The organism is Alistipes senegalensis JC50, assembly GCF_025145645.1.
Taxonomy (GTDB): Bacteria; Bacteroidota; Bacteroidia; order Bacteroidales; family Rikenellaceae; genus Alistipes; species Alistipes senegalensis.
The window spans coordinates 3,859,474-3,874,148 of record NZ_CP102252.1 but is presented as its reverse complement, the minus strand read 5'-3'; the positions used below and the strand labels follow the sequence as shown (position 1 = coordinate 3,874,148).

Sequence of the window (14,675 nt, the reverse complement as noted above, 5' to 3'; positions counted from 1 at the left end):
TTATTTTTTCTGTAAAATCAGAAACCAGCTAATCTTTTCATTTGTCGGGTCAGGTAGTTGTAAAGCAATGCCTACATCCTTTTGATTGATAAGTGCCCGATGCCAGTAAACATCTGCCGAATGTTCGCCCGCATGATATAGCCCCATGACACGATGCCGCCATGCAAACCACGTGCGTCGAACATAGTGTAGTTGCCATTCCAAATCAGCTAACTGTTGCAGGACTGGTAATGATGATTTAGCCGTTAAGCGGAAATCTCCGTTATCGTTCGTTTGTAGGGTTAAGCGTTCGCCACGCTGGGGAACATCATGCACCGTAAGAGAATCCGCATGAATAGCAGATTTCGGGCGAATCTGCCAATCGACTAATTCGTATTCTCCATTAAGCAATTCCAACCGCTCTTTTTTCGATATGGAATTAGCCCAAAGATATATGCCACACCCTGCAATCAGCAAGGCGAGTATGGTGAGTATGTATTTTTTCATATAATGGAATGGCGGACCAACTTTTCCAAAAGGTCTATATTAAGACCCTCTGACAAAGTCGGTCCTAAATTAGTTTATATTCAAATAATAGCCAGTCTTGGATTTATATTTGAATCGCCTATTGCATTCTTTATCTGCATATTGTGAGTATTCTGGATTCTCATATATAGGGATTCTAATTATCGTCCCGATTGTTCCTGCTAATCGCATTTCATAAAATGCATTTGCATTAAGCATTTTAACGTAAAGTGCGCCTGATTTCGAATCTTCAACATGCCCATCTGCATCTACTGTATATAAGATTTCATCTCTTATGAATTGCCATTCTTTTTGTTTTACTTGCTGTTGAAAATCTTTTACTTGTTTTTGAAGTAGTATTATCTCATTTTTAAACCTAATATTTTCTTGTTCCAATCTTTGATATTCTTGTTTACTAACACAAGAAACACATAAGAGAGCAAAGATTAAAAGTGATATTTTTTCCATATTGCTAATATCTCAATTAAAGGTAAACGGATGCTTTTGCATTTATCTACATCATGTTCAGAAAATTTCATAATCGGTAATATTTAAGCTTTTATTTCCCCGTTGTTATTAAAACAATAATTCTAAAAATAAAGAACATTGCAAGTATTGTATTCAGAAACGGAAGAAACATAATAGCCAATTCGCTCCCGTCCACAAAACTGAAATAGGATTTTTCACCACTCACTCCGTAAGCTATCAAAGAGCCTAAAATGCAAGTAACAAGTGAAATTATATAAGCCTCTATCATTTAATGAAATCTGTTTTTCAATGTTACATCCCTGTATATCGTATAGTAATCGCTGGGCATGCAAAGCCATATTATTAAAATAAATGTGCCTATAATTGGAATTAAACCAACCAGAAAATTCCATCCGCTTTTTCCTATATCATGTAATCGGCGGATTGTTACAGCCAAGGAGGGTAACAACGTTCCTAAATTGAAGATATAATAGGTTACTCCAAAAATTCCAATTTGCGTTTCATCCGCAATGCTGATTCCTGAGATAAGTCCACAAAGCAACAAGCCATTTACAATCAAAATAAATAAAGTCCAGTACCAAAATTCTGTACGGGTTGATCTGCCTTGAAATATTGCATAATTATTAAATCCAGCCCGAATAGCACTGCCAAAATCATAACCTTTAGGGGGTATTGCTGGCCGTTCTGGCCTTTCTTGAATCGATAATGAAAATGGTTTTAGTTCATATCCGCACTTGACACAAATGACTGCTTTGGGGTCTGGTTCTGCACCACAATTCGAGCAAAACTTATCCCCGTCTCCAGCCATAACACCGCATTTCATGCAAATTCTTGCATTGTCGGCCATTTCTGCACCACAATTTCGACAAAACATATTCTTTCTCTTTTAAAATGATTATAAACCGATTGAATCCATGTAATTATCAAGGCAACCCTCGTGGTAATTCTCTGGATTACCACCTAATGCAATATAAGATTGTCTTTCTAAATCATCCGAAATGTAATTGGGATAATCCGTTAGTTGGAAGGTTACCCTTTGCCATTTCCAATCAATATACTCTGTGTACTTTTTACCTAAGCAATGGCCAATGATATGTTCATTCAACCCTTTAGTTTTGAGGTATTCAATCAGGTGCTTGGTTTTATCTGTCAATCCAATAGGTTGATATGTGCCACTTGTCGCACATATTAAAAAATTCCTCATTGTCATGTCAGAAACCAGAATAGTACCGTGTAAGTCTTGATATTCTGCATAATTTGCACACAATGCCTGCATTGCAGAATGCAATCCCATTTTTGACCCTCTGGAAAAATTCTGATAGGTGTTTTTTATATCTTGGAAATCGTTTATATAATAATAGCTTTCAAAATCAGAAAGGATATGTGGGTCATTCTCAAGCATATTAATAAAATAATAGTTTTCTGCTTGAATCATAAAATCATTGTGCATATAGTCTTGAATATATTTAAACACTCCTCTCGATTCATTATAATCAGGAGTGCGGGCAACAAGAGGCACATAATTAGACGACAAATAATCCTGTAGAATAGACAAATCTACATTCGCAATTTTGATTAAAGACCAACGTGGAACAGGCATTAGTATGAATTTTTTTTTGCCATTCCAACCCTCAAATGGCAGGTTAATAGTAAAAAGAAAGCGCAGGGTTGAAAACTTATGTTAGTAAGACATTCAGAGAAAATGATATTATTTGTAAATATAGAAAAATTGTATTTTAGAGTTTTCTATTTAAAACCAATTCATTTACAAGTCTTTTTACACCAGAGGCCGCATAATCTTGTATATGCGAAAATCCATTAGGCAGTTTATCTGATAAATCAGTTGGGTCGATAATGAATTTGATGGCTTCCGAACGAACATATTCAACCAAATTGGCCGCAGGATATACTGTCAGAGATGTACCAATGACAACAAATATGTCCGCTTCCATTATCCAATCAATCGCAACTTCCATAGCATAGACAGATTCGCCAAACCAGACTATGAACGGTCTTAATTGTGAATCATCGCCTGCCTTGTCTCCTATTCGGATAGGAATATTTAAAGGATAGTCTTTTATATAACGTGGATTTAGTTTGTCTTTGGATGAAGTTACTTTGGTAAGTTCCCCGTGCAGATGAATAATATGCGTGCTTCCTGCGCGTTCATGCAAATTATCCACATTTTGAGTAATGATTGTAACTTTATAGTATTTTTCCAACTCTGCTAAAAGTAAATGAGCATAATTGGGTTTCACGTTTAATAGTTCGTTTCTGCGATAATTATAAAAATCCAAAACGGCCTGCGGATTTTCTTTGAATCCATCCAAAGACGCTAACTTTTTTGCATCATATTGTTTCCACAATCCGTTGGTATCTCTAAATGTAGCTAAACCACTTTCGGCACTAATGCCTGCTCCTGTCAAGACCACTAATTTTTGCTTTGCAGACTTGTTCGCCATATCTTAAGTGCACACCTCCAACCCCAGATGTGATTAGTTAAAAAAGAAAGCGCAGGGTTGTACGCTTATTTATGATGTTAGGCTCTGGTAAGCCCTGCGATAAAATAAGCAACAACCCCACGCCCGTATCCGTATGGATATGGCGGGAGATTAGGTCTGCTTATTCTCATCGCAATTAAATTTACCAGATTCAACATCGAGAATAAACTTACGCTTCCGTAGTTCGTATGTTCCACAAATTTAGGAAACATTTTCGGAAAAACGCATAGCCCTAACTCCTTTTCGGGGTTGTTGCCCTTATTTTTGATTCTATGGTGCTGGCATAGCCTTATTTATTTAGTCATTACATAAAAACAGACCTTGCAGTCGGTTGTCAGTCCGTCTGCAAAGTCTGCCGTTCGTGTCATTCGCTCCAATCGTTGTATTCGTCGGTCGGATAGAAATCGGGAAAGAGGTCGTGGAAATGGAATGCGAAAAACGCCATGTCGGTACACATCGTCTGGCGAAAGCATGTACCCATTGCAAAATCTTCGTCGTAAACATTGTAGTCTACACATCCGAACACGATGCTTTGACGACCGATTTTCTTCTCGCCCTCTGTAAAGCCGATGTAATAATAGGATTTTTGTCCCGTCCTGCGGTTGAATCGTCGGTTGAAAAGAATCGAATCCTTTTCAATTGTGTAGGCAAGATGATTACGCTCCAATAGCCGCCGAACGGATTGCATCGACAACTCTACATTCTTGACTGTCCCCATTTTTTGAATGTTTTGATTTATGATATAGTCGGGACAGGATGGGGAACCCGTTTTGAAGCGTAATAATCTATGTCGTGCTACATGGTTTTCTTGCCTTTATTTTGTTGTTTCTGCAAAAGTAAATAATCGGATTCAGATTTGCAAGGGAATCAGTCGATTCCCCCGCAAATTCTCTGAATTACATAATCCATGTAAATCGCCTGCCCGCTGGATTGTCTGCCCCACCAGTAGCAACCGTATTCCTCGATGATGATTTGTCCCTCGCGTTTCAGCCGTTCGGCCAGCCATGAATCAATCAGCCACCATTCCATGACATCATCCGCGAACGGATAAAGATATTCTTCGGAAATAAGGTTTGCCCGTATCATTTCCTCGATAACCGTGCTTTGATTTTTCAAAACACAATTCTGTACTACTCGTTGCGCATTCATCGAATCCCCTGTTGAGCGGCTATGTTACGGAGCCATTGGTTCGCAAATGTGGTATGGTCGGCCTGCAAACGGCGGTTCAGCAAAATGCCCTCGTCTGTCCATTTTACGCTGTACTGTTCCACTCCCATATAATCGTTACGGTAGTAGTACGGAATGAATTGCCGTGTTTCTTTGTGCAGGGCAAACAACATTTCGGGGTCGCGCATCATATCCCCGTTCTGCTCCCCGTAATGTGCCAGCGAAATGTGCTTGTAGGTTTCCGAGCGGTCGATGATCTCGATATAAACGGGCATATAGGCTTCGCCCGTGTTGTCGATTTTGGATGTTTGCAGGGCTAACAAGGCTCGCAGAATCTCTGACGCCCGTTTGTCTAATGTTTTCATAGCGATTAAGTTTTTGTTTATCGCTTATCAGTAGTAATTCAACTTCATGTAATATCAATAATCTTATGCTGTTATATGGTTTCGGGCATAAATAGGTGGTGGTCTGTTTTATGTGGAATCCTATTAATGGGATAGATAAAAATTCGGTTTCCCATCTGAAAAGGGGGAGGGGTGAAAAATAGGGATTGTCCGCTCGGTCATAAAAAACGGACCGATTTTTTCAAAAGGTCTATATTAAGACCCCTTGACAAAATTGGTCCGAATTCTGCGGAATGGTATTTAGCTTATTCTTTCCAGATTTTTTCGCCTAACCATCCGATGAAATTGATTCCTGCGGCCAAAACGATCGGCCCGATAAACAGCAAAGCCAATGCGGATAAGAGTTTCATATTTGTTTGATATTTAATTGGTTTAATTCAGTTTGCAGGTCAGGGGCTTCGCCCCTTTCCAAATAAAGTCAGAATGGTTTGGAGGGAATGAATATTGCCGAAAGGATTTCAGCTATGATGCTGTAAATGGTTAGCAGAATGCGAAAAATAAGCATAAAAAGTCCGATAACAATGTATTTACCCGACAACATCAGAAAGACAACGAACAGAAATGCAATAAAGCCCGTCATGGCAGATTATATTTTTGATTATTAAATGATTATTGTTGTTTTTATTTAGGACCAACTTGCGCAAAGGGGTTTATATAAGTCCCCTTTGCAAAGTCGGTCCGATGCCCTTAAAACTCGAACATCTTTTTTCCGAGCAGAAATGCCTTTTGACCGCCGAGGCGTTTTGTGTCGTCCTCGATCTCGAAAAAGAGTTTCACGACCTTACGATCCACCCGCCGCCCCTCGAACGGAATGCCGTTGTTCACGATCAGCCGATGCAGGAAATTGTTGATTTCCGAGCAGGCCACCAAATCGCCCGTTTGGTATTGCGCGTAAACGGCTTCCTGCATCTTGGGGGCTGTCAGCAACACGTTTTCTTCGGTGCGGGTCATAGCCGCTTCAATCTTACTGCGGTTGTACCCCAATTCTTCCATCCGTTTTGCACCGAGAATCGTGAACGCCTGTACGATTGCTGCAAATTCATTTCCCAGTTCTTCTTGCAGAAATGCAGGTTCCATGTCGGAGTGAGCCGTTTGGAGTTTGGCAAGCTGTCCGACCACCTCACGCCACAATTCGTGGGTATTCATTTTCGCTTTCTCCCGACGCAGACGGTCCGCATCCGTTATCGGGTAATGGGCCGTGCAGACAGTCAGTCGAAACGGAGCCGATTTATAGGCCGCGGTCAGCGTGGACGGATAGCGATAGTATGCCTTGATCTGTTCATCCGTCCACGCATTGTCCCACATGAAATGGTTGCGGTTTCCGTCGCGGGTTACGAACCGTTTGTAGGCCATGCCGTTCAGGGCTTGGAAGCGGGCCTGCGCTTCATCCTCGCCGTCGGGCTGTATCTGGCGGATTTGATTGTAGATGTTTTCTTCGCCCGTCAGTCGGCGTTCGAGGGCTTCGCGGGTCTGACATTGCAGGTTGTCGCTTGTATTGGCGATATGGTATGCTCTCGCCACGCCGTTACGGAACCGCCCGATGGCCTGCACGACCTCTGTCTGCGGGTCTACTGCCGAAAAGGGAGCACGCATTACATCCGTCAGCAGGATTACGTGGGGCTTATAGTCTAATTTGATGTCCACGGCCGCATAGAAACGGCTGGTCAGAAAATTGACGGGAGCCAATTCATCGAGCGTTTCGCTGGCATCGGTGAAGTTCATCTGTTTGAGTTTCCGTACGCTTTTTTCACTGCAAAAGACCCTGCTTCGGCCTTGCAGTCCGAGTGCATAGATAAGGCTCAAAATCGTTTCCGTGGAGTTCAGAAACACGCAGACCGTTTCGTTTTCCAGACGCTTCAACAGTTTCCGCATGACTGCGACCGTGTTGTTGGTCGTGCAAAGCGTCAGTTCGATCCGACTGTCATAGGTCGGAACGAGTTTCAGTATCTTAAACCCGTTTTCCTCGAAACGCGGGTCGGACGGAACGATGGGCGTTGCCGAAACCATCGCCTTGTTCTCGAATTTGAAAAAATCCTCGACAGGCAGGTAGATGTCCCCGCGGTAGCCTACATCCTGTATGGCCTTTTCGCACTCGTCGAACAACAGGAAATAGTCCTTATAGACGGGGATTTCCAACTCGTGCATGGCAGGGAGCACCTTTTTGTCAAAGCCTTCGGGCGTCGTGATGATTTTGCGATAGCCGTCATGCTCGCCCGCAAGATAGGCTTTCACATCCTCTTTCGTGATGCCCTCGTACACGGCGAACAGAAACGGGTGCTCCGCTTTCTTGCCGAGAATTACGGGGATGTTCGGCTCGATGATGATGGAATGGCGTGCCGCATTTACGATTTCGCTGTGGGTCGCACCGCATCCCGTGATGGTTTTGTCGAAAATCGTGTTTGCGGGAATCGCAGGCAGAACATCGGTCAGGCATTGGCCCTTGTCAATGTTAAGAATTTCGGTTCGCATTTTGTTATCGTGCATAGGCAGGTGAAACATTCTTGTAAAAGTGATTCAGTACATGGAACATCCGCATTTTCAGCGGGGACATTCCGCGAAATGCGACCAGACTATTGGCGTGCGAAAGATTGAATCGCCCAGTTGCAACGGACAGAATCGTCTGGCAACCCAGCATCCGCTGTACTGTCGCATAAACATCGGCGTTCAGGTACATCAGGAACATGACCGTTGCATCTGCTTCGTGCACCCGCACTCGGTAATAATAGTTGCCGTCGTATTCGAGCGCAATGCTCATGCGGTAGCCGTTCTTGACGGCTTCTTCTAAATAGGCGAGATTCGCCCGCTTAATTTGACTTTTAATAGTCATTGTGTTTTAATTTTATGCCTACTTTACTACGGGCTTCGGCTTCCTCCCACAACCTCGTCGATTCTATTTCCAACTCGATTGCGAACAGAAAACTCACACAAATCCCACCTTTGGCAGACTTTAAAAAATAGACAATAGTCCCCGAAAACCGACCTATTCATTAGGTCTGCTGTCAAAGGGCTTGCGAAAACACATAAAATTGCTGAAAATCTGCCAGTTGATATGTCATGTCACGGTGTCATGACATGGCAGATGAGGGAGGTTCGAACACAAAAAAGGGACGCCGTGAAGCATCCCTTACATCCTTATATATATGAGCATCAGAAAAGTTCGTTCCGAATGATATTATCCGTTACAATATGTACTGTTCCAAAGCTAATAGGTGGGAATTTCGGGATGCGCTCTTCGCCGATTTTCCGCACGGCTTTTCCCGTATATTGCAAACCTACTCGAATCAAATCGGGACTATAATTTCCGTCCCAGCCTTTATTGGTCGGATAGCATCCTGTCAGACGCGTAAAGTCGTGAATCAATGCACAAAGTTCGTTCGGCGTATCGGGTTTTTCGGGTATGGCGTTTTCTTCATGAAGCATTCGATAGATTCCATATTCGACAATCGTATAGATAGCATTCATTCGCTTGGCTCCTGCCGACGGTTTGCGTCGTTCCAATTCCTGCCGTGCATCTTCGGCGGTCTGAATGTCGGGGAAATAATCGGCGAGTTCCTTTCGGATCAGACGGAACAGCCAGTTATCGGTATTCGGGATGGTACTCTTTTCCACGATTCCATTGTCGGCTCGGAGGGTGATTGAGGTAGGGGATAATTCATCTTTCTTGGCGGGAATGGATGCCCGTTGTTCCATATGCTCCATAAAAAGCATCAGTTTCGCCCACTCGCCCTTATAGGTGTTCCAATCTTCCCAATATCCGCGTTCGTATAACTCCTCCTCGTTGAATTTGCGGTCGGTGATGATGTAAGCCACGAACAAGAGGGCTTCACGCAATCGGTCGGTCAAAAGGGGCGTTTCTCCGAACAGTTCCATATAAGCGTCATAATCGAAACGGTTGGTCGGCAGCCGTATTTCGTGTTCCTCTTGGATCGCTTTGGCGGCGGAGATGCCCGTACTCACTTCTATTTCATTGGTAAAGTAACCCAGCGTGATGCCGAAATAGTTTTCCAGCAACGGGGCGATTTCCCGTAAGGAGCGGGTATCGGTAGCCAAACAGCTTTTCGAGCCTGTAAGTTCGTTCATAAGCGGTAATTGTTTCAACGAATTTACAAAATTCCGCTTTCTGTCGCAACTGACGACCGCAGAAAAAAGAAAAGGGACTACCCGATGCAAGCGGATAATCCCTCAAAGAGTAGGACCAACTTTGACCGAGGGGTTATTTTAAGACCCCTCGGAAAAGTCGGTCCGAGTTAATGAATAGATTGAAGATGGTGAATCATTTTATCTAAACTATAAGAATTTAAACGAGCATTTTCTGGATTCCACACTTCCTGAATAAATGGTGTCATTGCAGTATTATATTCAGGTCCTTTTTTTGCTCCCTCTTTTGGTGTGAGTTGTTTTTGTACTTCAAGTTTTGTTGATGTAGAAATAATTTCTCTCATTGTATATTTGTACTTAGTTAATTAAATTTGAATAGTAAAGACATCAGAGTATGGAATAAGTCCGATCTCTCATTGGTCTTCTAAACCGGGAATTATGTTCTGACCCCATACTCTTTACATCAGAATCCGGATAGTTCGTAAGGTGTTTGAGCCCGCATTCGCAATGAAGGACCAAGATGTAAGCGATGTCGTTAGAACCAAAAAACGAACGGCCATGAGGTACATTGGAATCGACGTGAGCAAGGCTACATTCGTGGTAGCTTACTCCTCCGACAAAGGCGGGGAGATCCGTACTTTTAACAACACGACCGCTGGTATCAGACAGTTTATCGGGACTCTCCCCAAAGATGGCAGTATCCACTGTGTTATGGAGGCGACAGGGAACTACAGTGCCTTGCTGCTGTATATGCTCAATGTCGCCGGAATTACTGTCAGCATGGAGAATCCGCTGAAGGTAAAGAACTTCGCCAAAGCCATGCTCTCTACGATCAAGACCGATAAGAGCGATGCACGACTCATTACCTTGTACGGAGAGAAGATGAACCCGCGTCCTTTCAAGGTCCAGGGAGAGGCCATCCTGCGGCTCCGACAGAAAAGAACCGTCATTCGCCAACTTACTAAGCAGATTACCGCCATGTCGAACCTTCGTGGCTCTCTCGCATGTCTGCCTGTCCCGGACAAAGGTGCAACTCATACCGTAGACGAAACGATCAAGTTCCTTGAAAAGAAGCGTGACAGGCTTCAGTCGGAACTCACGGATCTTGTCGAAGTCGAGTTCAGCCGGCAACTCGCACTCCTGACAACCATCAAAGGTATAGGCATAACGCTCGCCACGGCGCTCATCATCACTACCGGAGGATTCACTTACTTCCAGAATGCCAAGCAGGTGTCCCGCTATCTCGGTATCTGTCCCACTTACGAACAATCCGGAACTTCGGTAAACATCAAAGGGCATATCAACCGAAACGGAGACGCATACACCAGAGGACTTCTCTATATCGCCGCTTGGCCTGCCAGTAGGTTCAATGCCCAATGCAAAGAGACTTATACGAGGCTCAGGCAAAACGGAAAGTCGGGAAAACTCGCTATGATCGCTGTCGCAAATAAACTCGTCAGGCAGGCTTTTGCTGTTGTTGCGCACGATAAAGAATATGTCGACGGATTCGTCTCCAACAGACCTTAGCAGGAACCATTCTCCGATATTATTACTCTTTTTCCGCATTTTTTAATATAGTTCGTCATATATAAACTTGGCTTATATTCATATATAGTTTCTATTCTTTCATTTCTTCCATGCATCCTACACATTTCTGCATTAGGAATTTTATCTTCAACACAAAAATAAGATATGAAATTATTTTTATCTGCCATTAACCATGCTTCAGCTTCTTCTACTGCGACATTTATAATAAATAATGGATTTTGCTCTATGCCATGTAAAATCTCTTGCTTTTTCATTGGTGCACATAGAGTATCATCTAAATCCGTTAATAATATAACAGGGATGCTTAAAGCTAATTTATTATATCTTTCAACATTAACAGCGTTTAATGCTTGGCTTCCTCGTGCTGGTATTTCATTAAGTTGAGTTAAATGTGGGGCATATATAGAGATTAATTTTTTTATTATTTCTCTTGTTACTTGGTCTTCCCCAACTATGGCTGCATTCATTAGAGTTAGAAATTTAGTGTTAGCTGAGTAAATTTACCAATTCCCTGAGGTGTTGTTGCAGATATGGTTGCATCTGCGATGGAAAATCCAGCATCAACAATTCTTTGAATTTCAGGTATTTCCGAAACTGTCTTCACAATAGTTCCTTCCTTACTCGGTTCTAAAACTAAAACCTCTTTTGTACTTATGCCCTCGTTGCTTAATATATCGTAGCTGTGGGTAGTTATAATTATTTGCTTTGATTTATATCGTTGTAATTTTGAAATAAATTCAGGTAACTGTTTTACAATTCCAGCATGTAAATTAATCTCAGGTTCTTCTAATAAAACAACGCCCGAACTGTATAACAAAGCAAACAAAAAACCAATTAAACGTAACGTACCATCAGAAAATTGCATTTCCTGTTGTTTGCTTCCTTGTGCTCGCCAATGAACATATCTTGCTTCTAAATGAGGGATACCATTGTCATCTTTTATGAATTGTAATTTGTCTAATTGAGGAACAGCATATTTCAATATTTCATTTACTCTATTGAAATAAGCAGTTCGTGTACGATCATTAATTTTTGCTAACTTTTCAAGAAAATTTCGTCCATAAAAATCTTCTTTACTCTGTGTTTGCAAATAAGAGCCAGACTCTCTAATTAATTGAGGAACAACATTCAGATATTCAATATTCTGAAAAAATATTTGTATTTCTCGAAATTGTCTGTTTGCTGTTATTTGCTCTAAATGAGTATATTTTAAAGTTTCAGAATCCTCGTCCTTTGAACTTTTCTTTCTTTCAAGTACTACTTTTTTATTATGCCAGACAGTTTCAGATAGAATTGTAGCTTGCTTCTTTATAATTCCACCTCCTACATGTGCAAAATCGAGCTTGTATCTCCAAGTAGGAATATTAGAATCTGGTTCTCCTAACTCTACATCTATTACAATATTTGTACTTGTACGAGCCGCCAAACAGCGTATTTTGGTTACTCCTCCTCTATCTTCTACTGCTGTTTGTAAACCTCCCGATTGCTTAGCAATATCCCTCAAAAAACGCAACGCATCAATTAAATTTGATTTGCCTGCGGCATTTGCGCCAATGATAAAACATCTTTCTGAAAGAGAAACTTCTACATTCTGAAAGTTTTTCCAGTTGTGCAATATTAGTTTTTGAATTATCATAGCAATCGTAATTACATATAGTTTTTACAAAGATAAAAAAAATAAATTAGCCAACCTATTCTATTCAAATTATAGGCCAGCTAATTTATTTACAAAAGGTTCTGCATTGCCGCGTCGATTTGGCTGTTCTCGAAGCTATCCAAATAGATTTGGGTGGTCGATAAATCGGAATGGCCGAGCGATTCGGAAATGATGGCAATATTCACTCCCGACCGCTTCAAAACCGTTGCAAACGTGTGACGGGCGACATAGGTAGTCAGTTCGATTTTCAGCCCCAATAATCGGCTCCACTCGTGCAGGGCCTTGTTCACATGTTTCAGCACCTTGCGCACTCGGTCGTAAATCTGTTGCTCGGTCTTGTGTATACGGCGGTCGAGTATCGGAAAAATATAATCCTCGTCCGCATGGTCGGATTTGGCGTATTTGCCGATAATCGCTTTCGACTGCTCCGAGAGGTGGCAGGTCATCTCCTTGCTGGTTTTGTGGCGGGCATAGTAGATTCTTTCCTCGTCCATGTCGCAGTAACGCAGGGTGGCGATGTCCTTGAAATTGATGCCTGCCGAGAGGTACGAAAACAGGAAAATGTCCCGTGCGAAATCCAGATAGGCCGAACCGTCGGCGGGTATCTCCGACTGCATCAGCCGTTGCACATCCTCCTTGCGGATGGCGCGTTTGCGGGTGGCTGTCCACAACCGTCCGATTTTGAATTGCAGAAACGGACTGTGCGGCGTGGTGAAAATCCCCTCGGCAAGAGCCTTGTTATAGACGGCTTTCAGAACGCTGAATTTCGTGGCTATCGAATTGCTCTTGTTACCCTTTTTCATTAGGAACAGTTCGAAATCACGCAGGTAGCCGACCGTAATTTCGTCGAAACGGATATTGGTCGAGCGGAATTGTTGCAGGAGTGAAAACGTGACCTTGTGTTTCGATGCCGAGCCGATTTTACCCACCGATTCCAACTGTGTAATCGTGCGGCGGAAATATTCGGCTATCGTGCAATAGACCCTCCGTCCGTCGGTTTCCAGAACGTTATCCAGCGTTACGGGAACCTCCAACGCTTCGAGCCGTTTGACGCGCTTGTCGTATTTCTCGATTTGCTCGTAAATCCGTAGCTGAACGGCGGGATTCTGCGTTTTAAGCGTTTGGGTGTCGAAATCCCAATCGTCGGCGGGGATATTGATTCCCGTGCTTACATAGCGGCTGCGGCGATTGACGGTAAAACGCAGGTAGATGTTCGTAGTGCGGTTTTGATTGATGCGGTCTTTTCTGCAAATGGCATTAATGCTGACACTCATAATGTTGCGGCATTATGCAGACAGACGCGGGCGGTGTTTTACCGCCGTAAAACATGGTTAAACAAATGGTAAAACATTCTTCGGAAAACGGTGCGAAAAAGGCATTATGGAGAGTTTCATTTCGCACCCGCAAAAAGAAAAACGAGCGATAATCTGTTGATTATCACTCGCTTCCTATGAGCGGAAAACGGGACTCGGACCCGCGACCTCAACCTTGGCAAGGTTGCGCTCTACCAACTGAGCTATTTCCGCATGGCATGTTTCGTAATTGTGAATGCAAAGGTAGCTAAAAAATCCGAATCTCCAAATTTTTCAATTCCATTTTGCAAATTCTTTACGATCTGCCCTTCTCTCCTATCCGTTATTTGAAGACGCGCAGGCGGTCATCCAACGGCTCGAAATTCTTCTCCTGAGGTTCGCCGGCCGGAATGCCGAACGGCATCTGGGCTATTAGTCGCCATTGTCCCGGCAATCCCCAATGTTCGCGGACCTCGTTGTCGATCAGCGGATTGTAATGCTGGAGCGAGGCTCCGAATCCGGCGTCTTCGAGCATCGTCCATACCGCCAGCTGGTGCATTGCCGAAGTATGTTCGGACCAGACGGGGAAGTTGTCAGCGTAAAGCGGGAACTGTTTCTGAAGTCCTTTCACGATTTCCGTATCTTCGAAATAGAGCACCGTACCGTAGCCCGATGCAAAACTGCCGTCGATTTTTTTCTCCGTGGCAGCGAACGCCTTTTCCGGGACGATGGCTTGCAGCGTTCGCTTCACCAACTCCCAGAATGCCTTGTGGTGTTCGTGCAGCAGCAGCACGAGGCGTGCCGACTGCGAGTTGAATGCCGAGGGAACGTGTTTCACGGCAAAACGCACGATTTCTTCGATCTGTGCGTCGTCGATCGGGGATTGGGGTGTCAGTTCGTAATAGCTGCGGCGGTGGCGCAGGGCCTCTTTCAGATTTCTTTCCATAGTCGTCGTTGTATTTGGTGTCGAATGCTTTTTTACAAAAATAGCACAACTTCGGGAAAAACGTGCGGA

Annotated in this window: 17 protein-coding genes and 1 tRNA gene; 1 reads left to right on the top strand and 17 read right to left on the bottom strand. The window is 43.2% G+C overall.

All coding sequences use genetic code 11. The annotated features are described in order from the left end of the window. The 12 genes from NQ519_RS15510 to NQ519_RS15455 all read right to left on the bottom strand — a co-directional run bounded on the left by NQ519_RS15510 (position 1) and on the right by NQ519_RS15455 (position 9,507). Complete coding sequence (locus NQ519_RS15510; RefSeq protein ID WP_019150250.1) at positions 1-486, bottom strand: hypothetical protein; 486 nt, start codon at positions 484-486, stop codon at positions 1-3. A gap of 69 nt (positions 487-555) precedes the next feature. After that, a complete protein-coding gene (locus NQ519_RS15505) occupies positions 556-972 on the bottom strand; it encodes a hypothetical protein (protein ID WP_147513157.1) in 417 nt (138 codons plus the stop codon). Between the two features lie 289 nt (positions 973-1,261). Next, positions 1,262-1,867: a zinc-ribbon domain-containing protein gene (locus tag NQ519_RS15500; protein WP_083870976.1), complete on the bottom strand. Its 606-nt coding sequence runs from the start codon at positions 1,865-1,867 to the stop codon at positions 1,262-1,264. 21 nt (positions 1,868-1,888) lie between these two features. Next, on the bottom strand, positions 1,889-2,593 hold the full coding sequence (locus NQ519_RS15495) for a hypothetical protein (RefSeq protein WP_147513158.1): 705 nt from the start codon (positions 2,591-2,593) through the stop codon (positions 1,889-1,891). Positions 2,594-2,729: 136 nt separating this feature from the next. Further along, entirely contained in the window at positions 2,730-3,455 is a 726-nt protein-coding gene (locus NQ519_RS15490; protein WP_019150253.1) for an NAD-dependent deacylase, read from the bottom strand. Between the two features lie 403 nt (positions 3,456-3,858). Continuing rightward, a complete protein-coding gene (locus NQ519_RS15485) occupies positions 3,859-4,212 on the bottom strand; it encodes a hypothetical protein (RefSeq protein WP_130064086.1) in 354 nt (117 codons plus the stop codon). A 149-nt stretch (positions 4,213-4,361) separates the two neighbouring features. Beyond that, on the bottom strand, positions 4,362-4,643 hold the full coding sequence (locus tag NQ519_RS15480) for a hypothetical protein (protein WP_026076421.1): 282 nt from the start codon (positions 4,641-4,643) through the stop codon (positions 4,362-4,364). Then, positions 4,640-5,026 carry a DUF6908 domain-containing protein gene (locus tag NQ519_RS15475; protein WP_026076422.1) on the bottom strand — a complete coding sequence of 129 codons (387 nt, stop codon included), beginning with the start codon at positions 5,024-5,026 and terminating at the stop codon, positions 4,640-4,642. Before NQ519_RS15475 ends, NQ519_RS15480 begins: the two co-directional genes overlap by 4 nt. A gap of 726 nt (positions 5,027-5,752) precedes the next feature. Beyond that, positions 5,753-7,534, bottom strand: coding sequence for a hypothetical protein (locus tag NQ519_RS15470; protein ID WP_044118704.1), 1,782 nt, complete (start codon positions 7,532-7,534; stop codon positions 5,753-5,755). Positions 7,535-7,538: 4 nt separating this feature from the next. Continuing rightward, positions 7,539-7,892, bottom strand: a complete 354-nt coding sequence (locus tag NQ519_RS15465) for a hypothetical protein (protein WP_019150259.1) — start codon at positions 7,890-7,892, stop codon at positions 7,539-7,541. Positions 7,893-8,212: 320 nt separating this feature from the next. After that, complete coding sequence (locus tag NQ519_RS15460) at positions 8,213-9,145, bottom strand: hypothetical protein (RefSeq protein WP_019150260.1); 933 nt, start codon at positions 9,143-9,145, stop codon at positions 8,213-8,215. Between the two features lie 167 nt (positions 9,146-9,312). Next, a complete protein-coding gene (locus tag NQ519_RS15455; RefSeq protein ID WP_227901072.1) occupies positions 9,313-9,507 on the bottom strand; it encodes a hypothetical protein in 195 nt (64 codons plus the stop codon). A gap of 214 nt (positions 9,508-9,721) precedes the next feature. Between NQ519_RS15455 and NQ519_RS15450 the strand changes: the two genes are divergently transcribed. Further along, entirely contained in the window at positions 9,722-10,690 is a 969-nt protein-coding gene (locus tag NQ519_RS15450) for an IS110 family RNA-guided transposase (RefSeq protein WP_009597560.1), read from the top strand. Here the strand turns inward: NQ519_RS15450 and NQ519_RS15445 are convergent. The 5 genes from NQ519_RS15445 to NQ519_RS15425 all read right to left on the bottom strand — a co-directional run bounded on the left by NQ519_RS15445 (position 10,687) and on the right by NQ519_RS15425 (position 14,606). Continuing rightward, positions 10,687-11,178, bottom strand: coding sequence for a DUF4276 family protein (locus tag NQ519_RS15445; RefSeq protein WP_227901073.1), 492 nt, complete (start codon positions 11,176-11,178; stop codon positions 10,687-10,689). The genes NQ519_RS15450 and NQ519_RS15445 overlap by 4 nt on opposite strands. A gap of 5 nt (positions 11,179-11,183) precedes the next feature. Further along, complete coding sequence (locus NQ519_RS15440) at positions 11,184-12,347, bottom strand: AAA family ATPase (RefSeq protein ID WP_083870979.1); 1,164 nt, start codon at positions 12,345-12,347, stop codon at positions 11,184-11,186. Between the two features lie 89 nt (positions 12,348-12,436). Next, complete coding sequence (locus NQ519_RS15435; RefSeq protein ID WP_019150261.1) at positions 12,437-13,642, bottom strand: site-specific integrase; 1,206 nt, start codon at positions 13,640-13,642, stop codon at positions 12,437-12,439. Between the two features lie 179 nt (positions 13,643-13,821). Then, positions 13,822-13,894 (bottom strand) — tRNA-Gly (locus NQ519_RS15430). Between the two features lie 109 nt (positions 13,895-14,003). Further along, positions 14,004-14,606, bottom strand: a complete 603-nt coding sequence (locus NQ519_RS15425) for a nitroreductase family protein (protein ID WP_019150262.1) — start codon at positions 14,604-14,606, stop codon at positions 14,004-14,006. Positions 14,607-14,675: the final 69 nt, after the last annotated feature.

Coding starts and splice junctions, on each gene's coding strand:
- NQ519_RS15495 (WP_147513158.1), bottom strand. CDS start 2,593: ATGCCTGTTCCACGTTGGTCTTTAATCAAAATTGCGAATGTAGATTTG.
- NQ519_RS15445 (WP_227901073.1), bottom strand. CDS start 11,178: ATGAATGCAGCCATAGTTGGGGAAGACCAAGTAACAAGAGAAATAATA.
- NQ519_RS15455 (WP_227901072.1), bottom strand. CDS start 9,507: ATGAGAGAAATTATTTCTACATCAACAAAACTTGAAGTACAAAAACAA.
- NQ519_RS15510 (WP_019150250.1), bottom strand. CDS start 486: ATGAAAAAATACATACTCACCATACTCGCCTTGCTGATTGCAGGGTGT.
- NQ519_RS15485 (WP_130064086.1), bottom strand. CDS start 4,212: ATGGGGACAGTCAAGAATGTAGAGTTGTCGATGCAATCCGTTCGGCGG.
- NQ519_RS15500 (WP_083870976.1), bottom strand. CDS start 1,867: ATGTTTTGTCGAAATTGTGGTGCAGAAATGGCCGACAATGCAAGAATT.
- NQ519_RS15435 (WP_019150261.1), bottom strand. CDS start 13,642: ATGAGTGTCAGCATTAATGCCATTTGCAGAAAAGACCGCATCAATCAA.
- NQ519_RS15505 (WP_147513157.1), bottom strand. CDS start 972: ATGGAAAAAATATCACTTTTAATCTTTGCTCTCTTATGTGTTTCTTGT.
- NQ519_RS15480 (WP_026076421.1), bottom strand. CDS start 4,643: ATGAATGCGCAACGAGTAGTACAGAATTGTGTTTTGAAAAATCAAAGC.
- NQ519_RS15450 (WP_009597560.1), top strand. CDS start 9,722: ATGAGGTACATTGGAATCGACGTGAGCAAGGCTACATTCGTGGTAGCT.
- NQ519_RS15490 (WP_019150253.1), bottom strand. CDS start 3,455: ATGGCGAACAAGTCTGCAAAGCAAAAATTAGTGGTCTTGACAGGAGCA.
- NQ519_RS15475 (WP_026076422.1), bottom strand. CDS start 5,026: ATGAAAACATTAGACAAACGGGCGTCAGAGATTCTGCGAGCCTTGTTA.
- NQ519_RS15425 (WP_019150262.1), bottom strand. CDS start 14,606: ATGGAAAGAAATCTGAAAGAGGCCCTGCGCCACCGCCGCAGCTATTAC.
- NQ519_RS15460 (WP_019150260.1), bottom strand. CDS start 9,145: ATGAACGAACTTACAGGCTCGAAAAGCTGTTTGGCTACCGATACCCGC.
- NQ519_RS15465 (WP_019150259.1), bottom strand. CDS start 7,892: ATGACTATTAAAAGTCAAATTAAGCGGGCGAATCTCGCCTATTTAGAA.
- NQ519_RS15440 (WP_083870979.1), bottom strand. CDS start 12,347: ATGATAATTCAAAAACTAATATTGCACAACTGGAAAAACTTTCAGAAT.
- NQ519_RS15470 (WP_044118704.1), bottom strand. CDS start 7,534: ATGCGAACCGAAATTCTTAACATTGACAAGGGCCAATGCCTGACCGAT.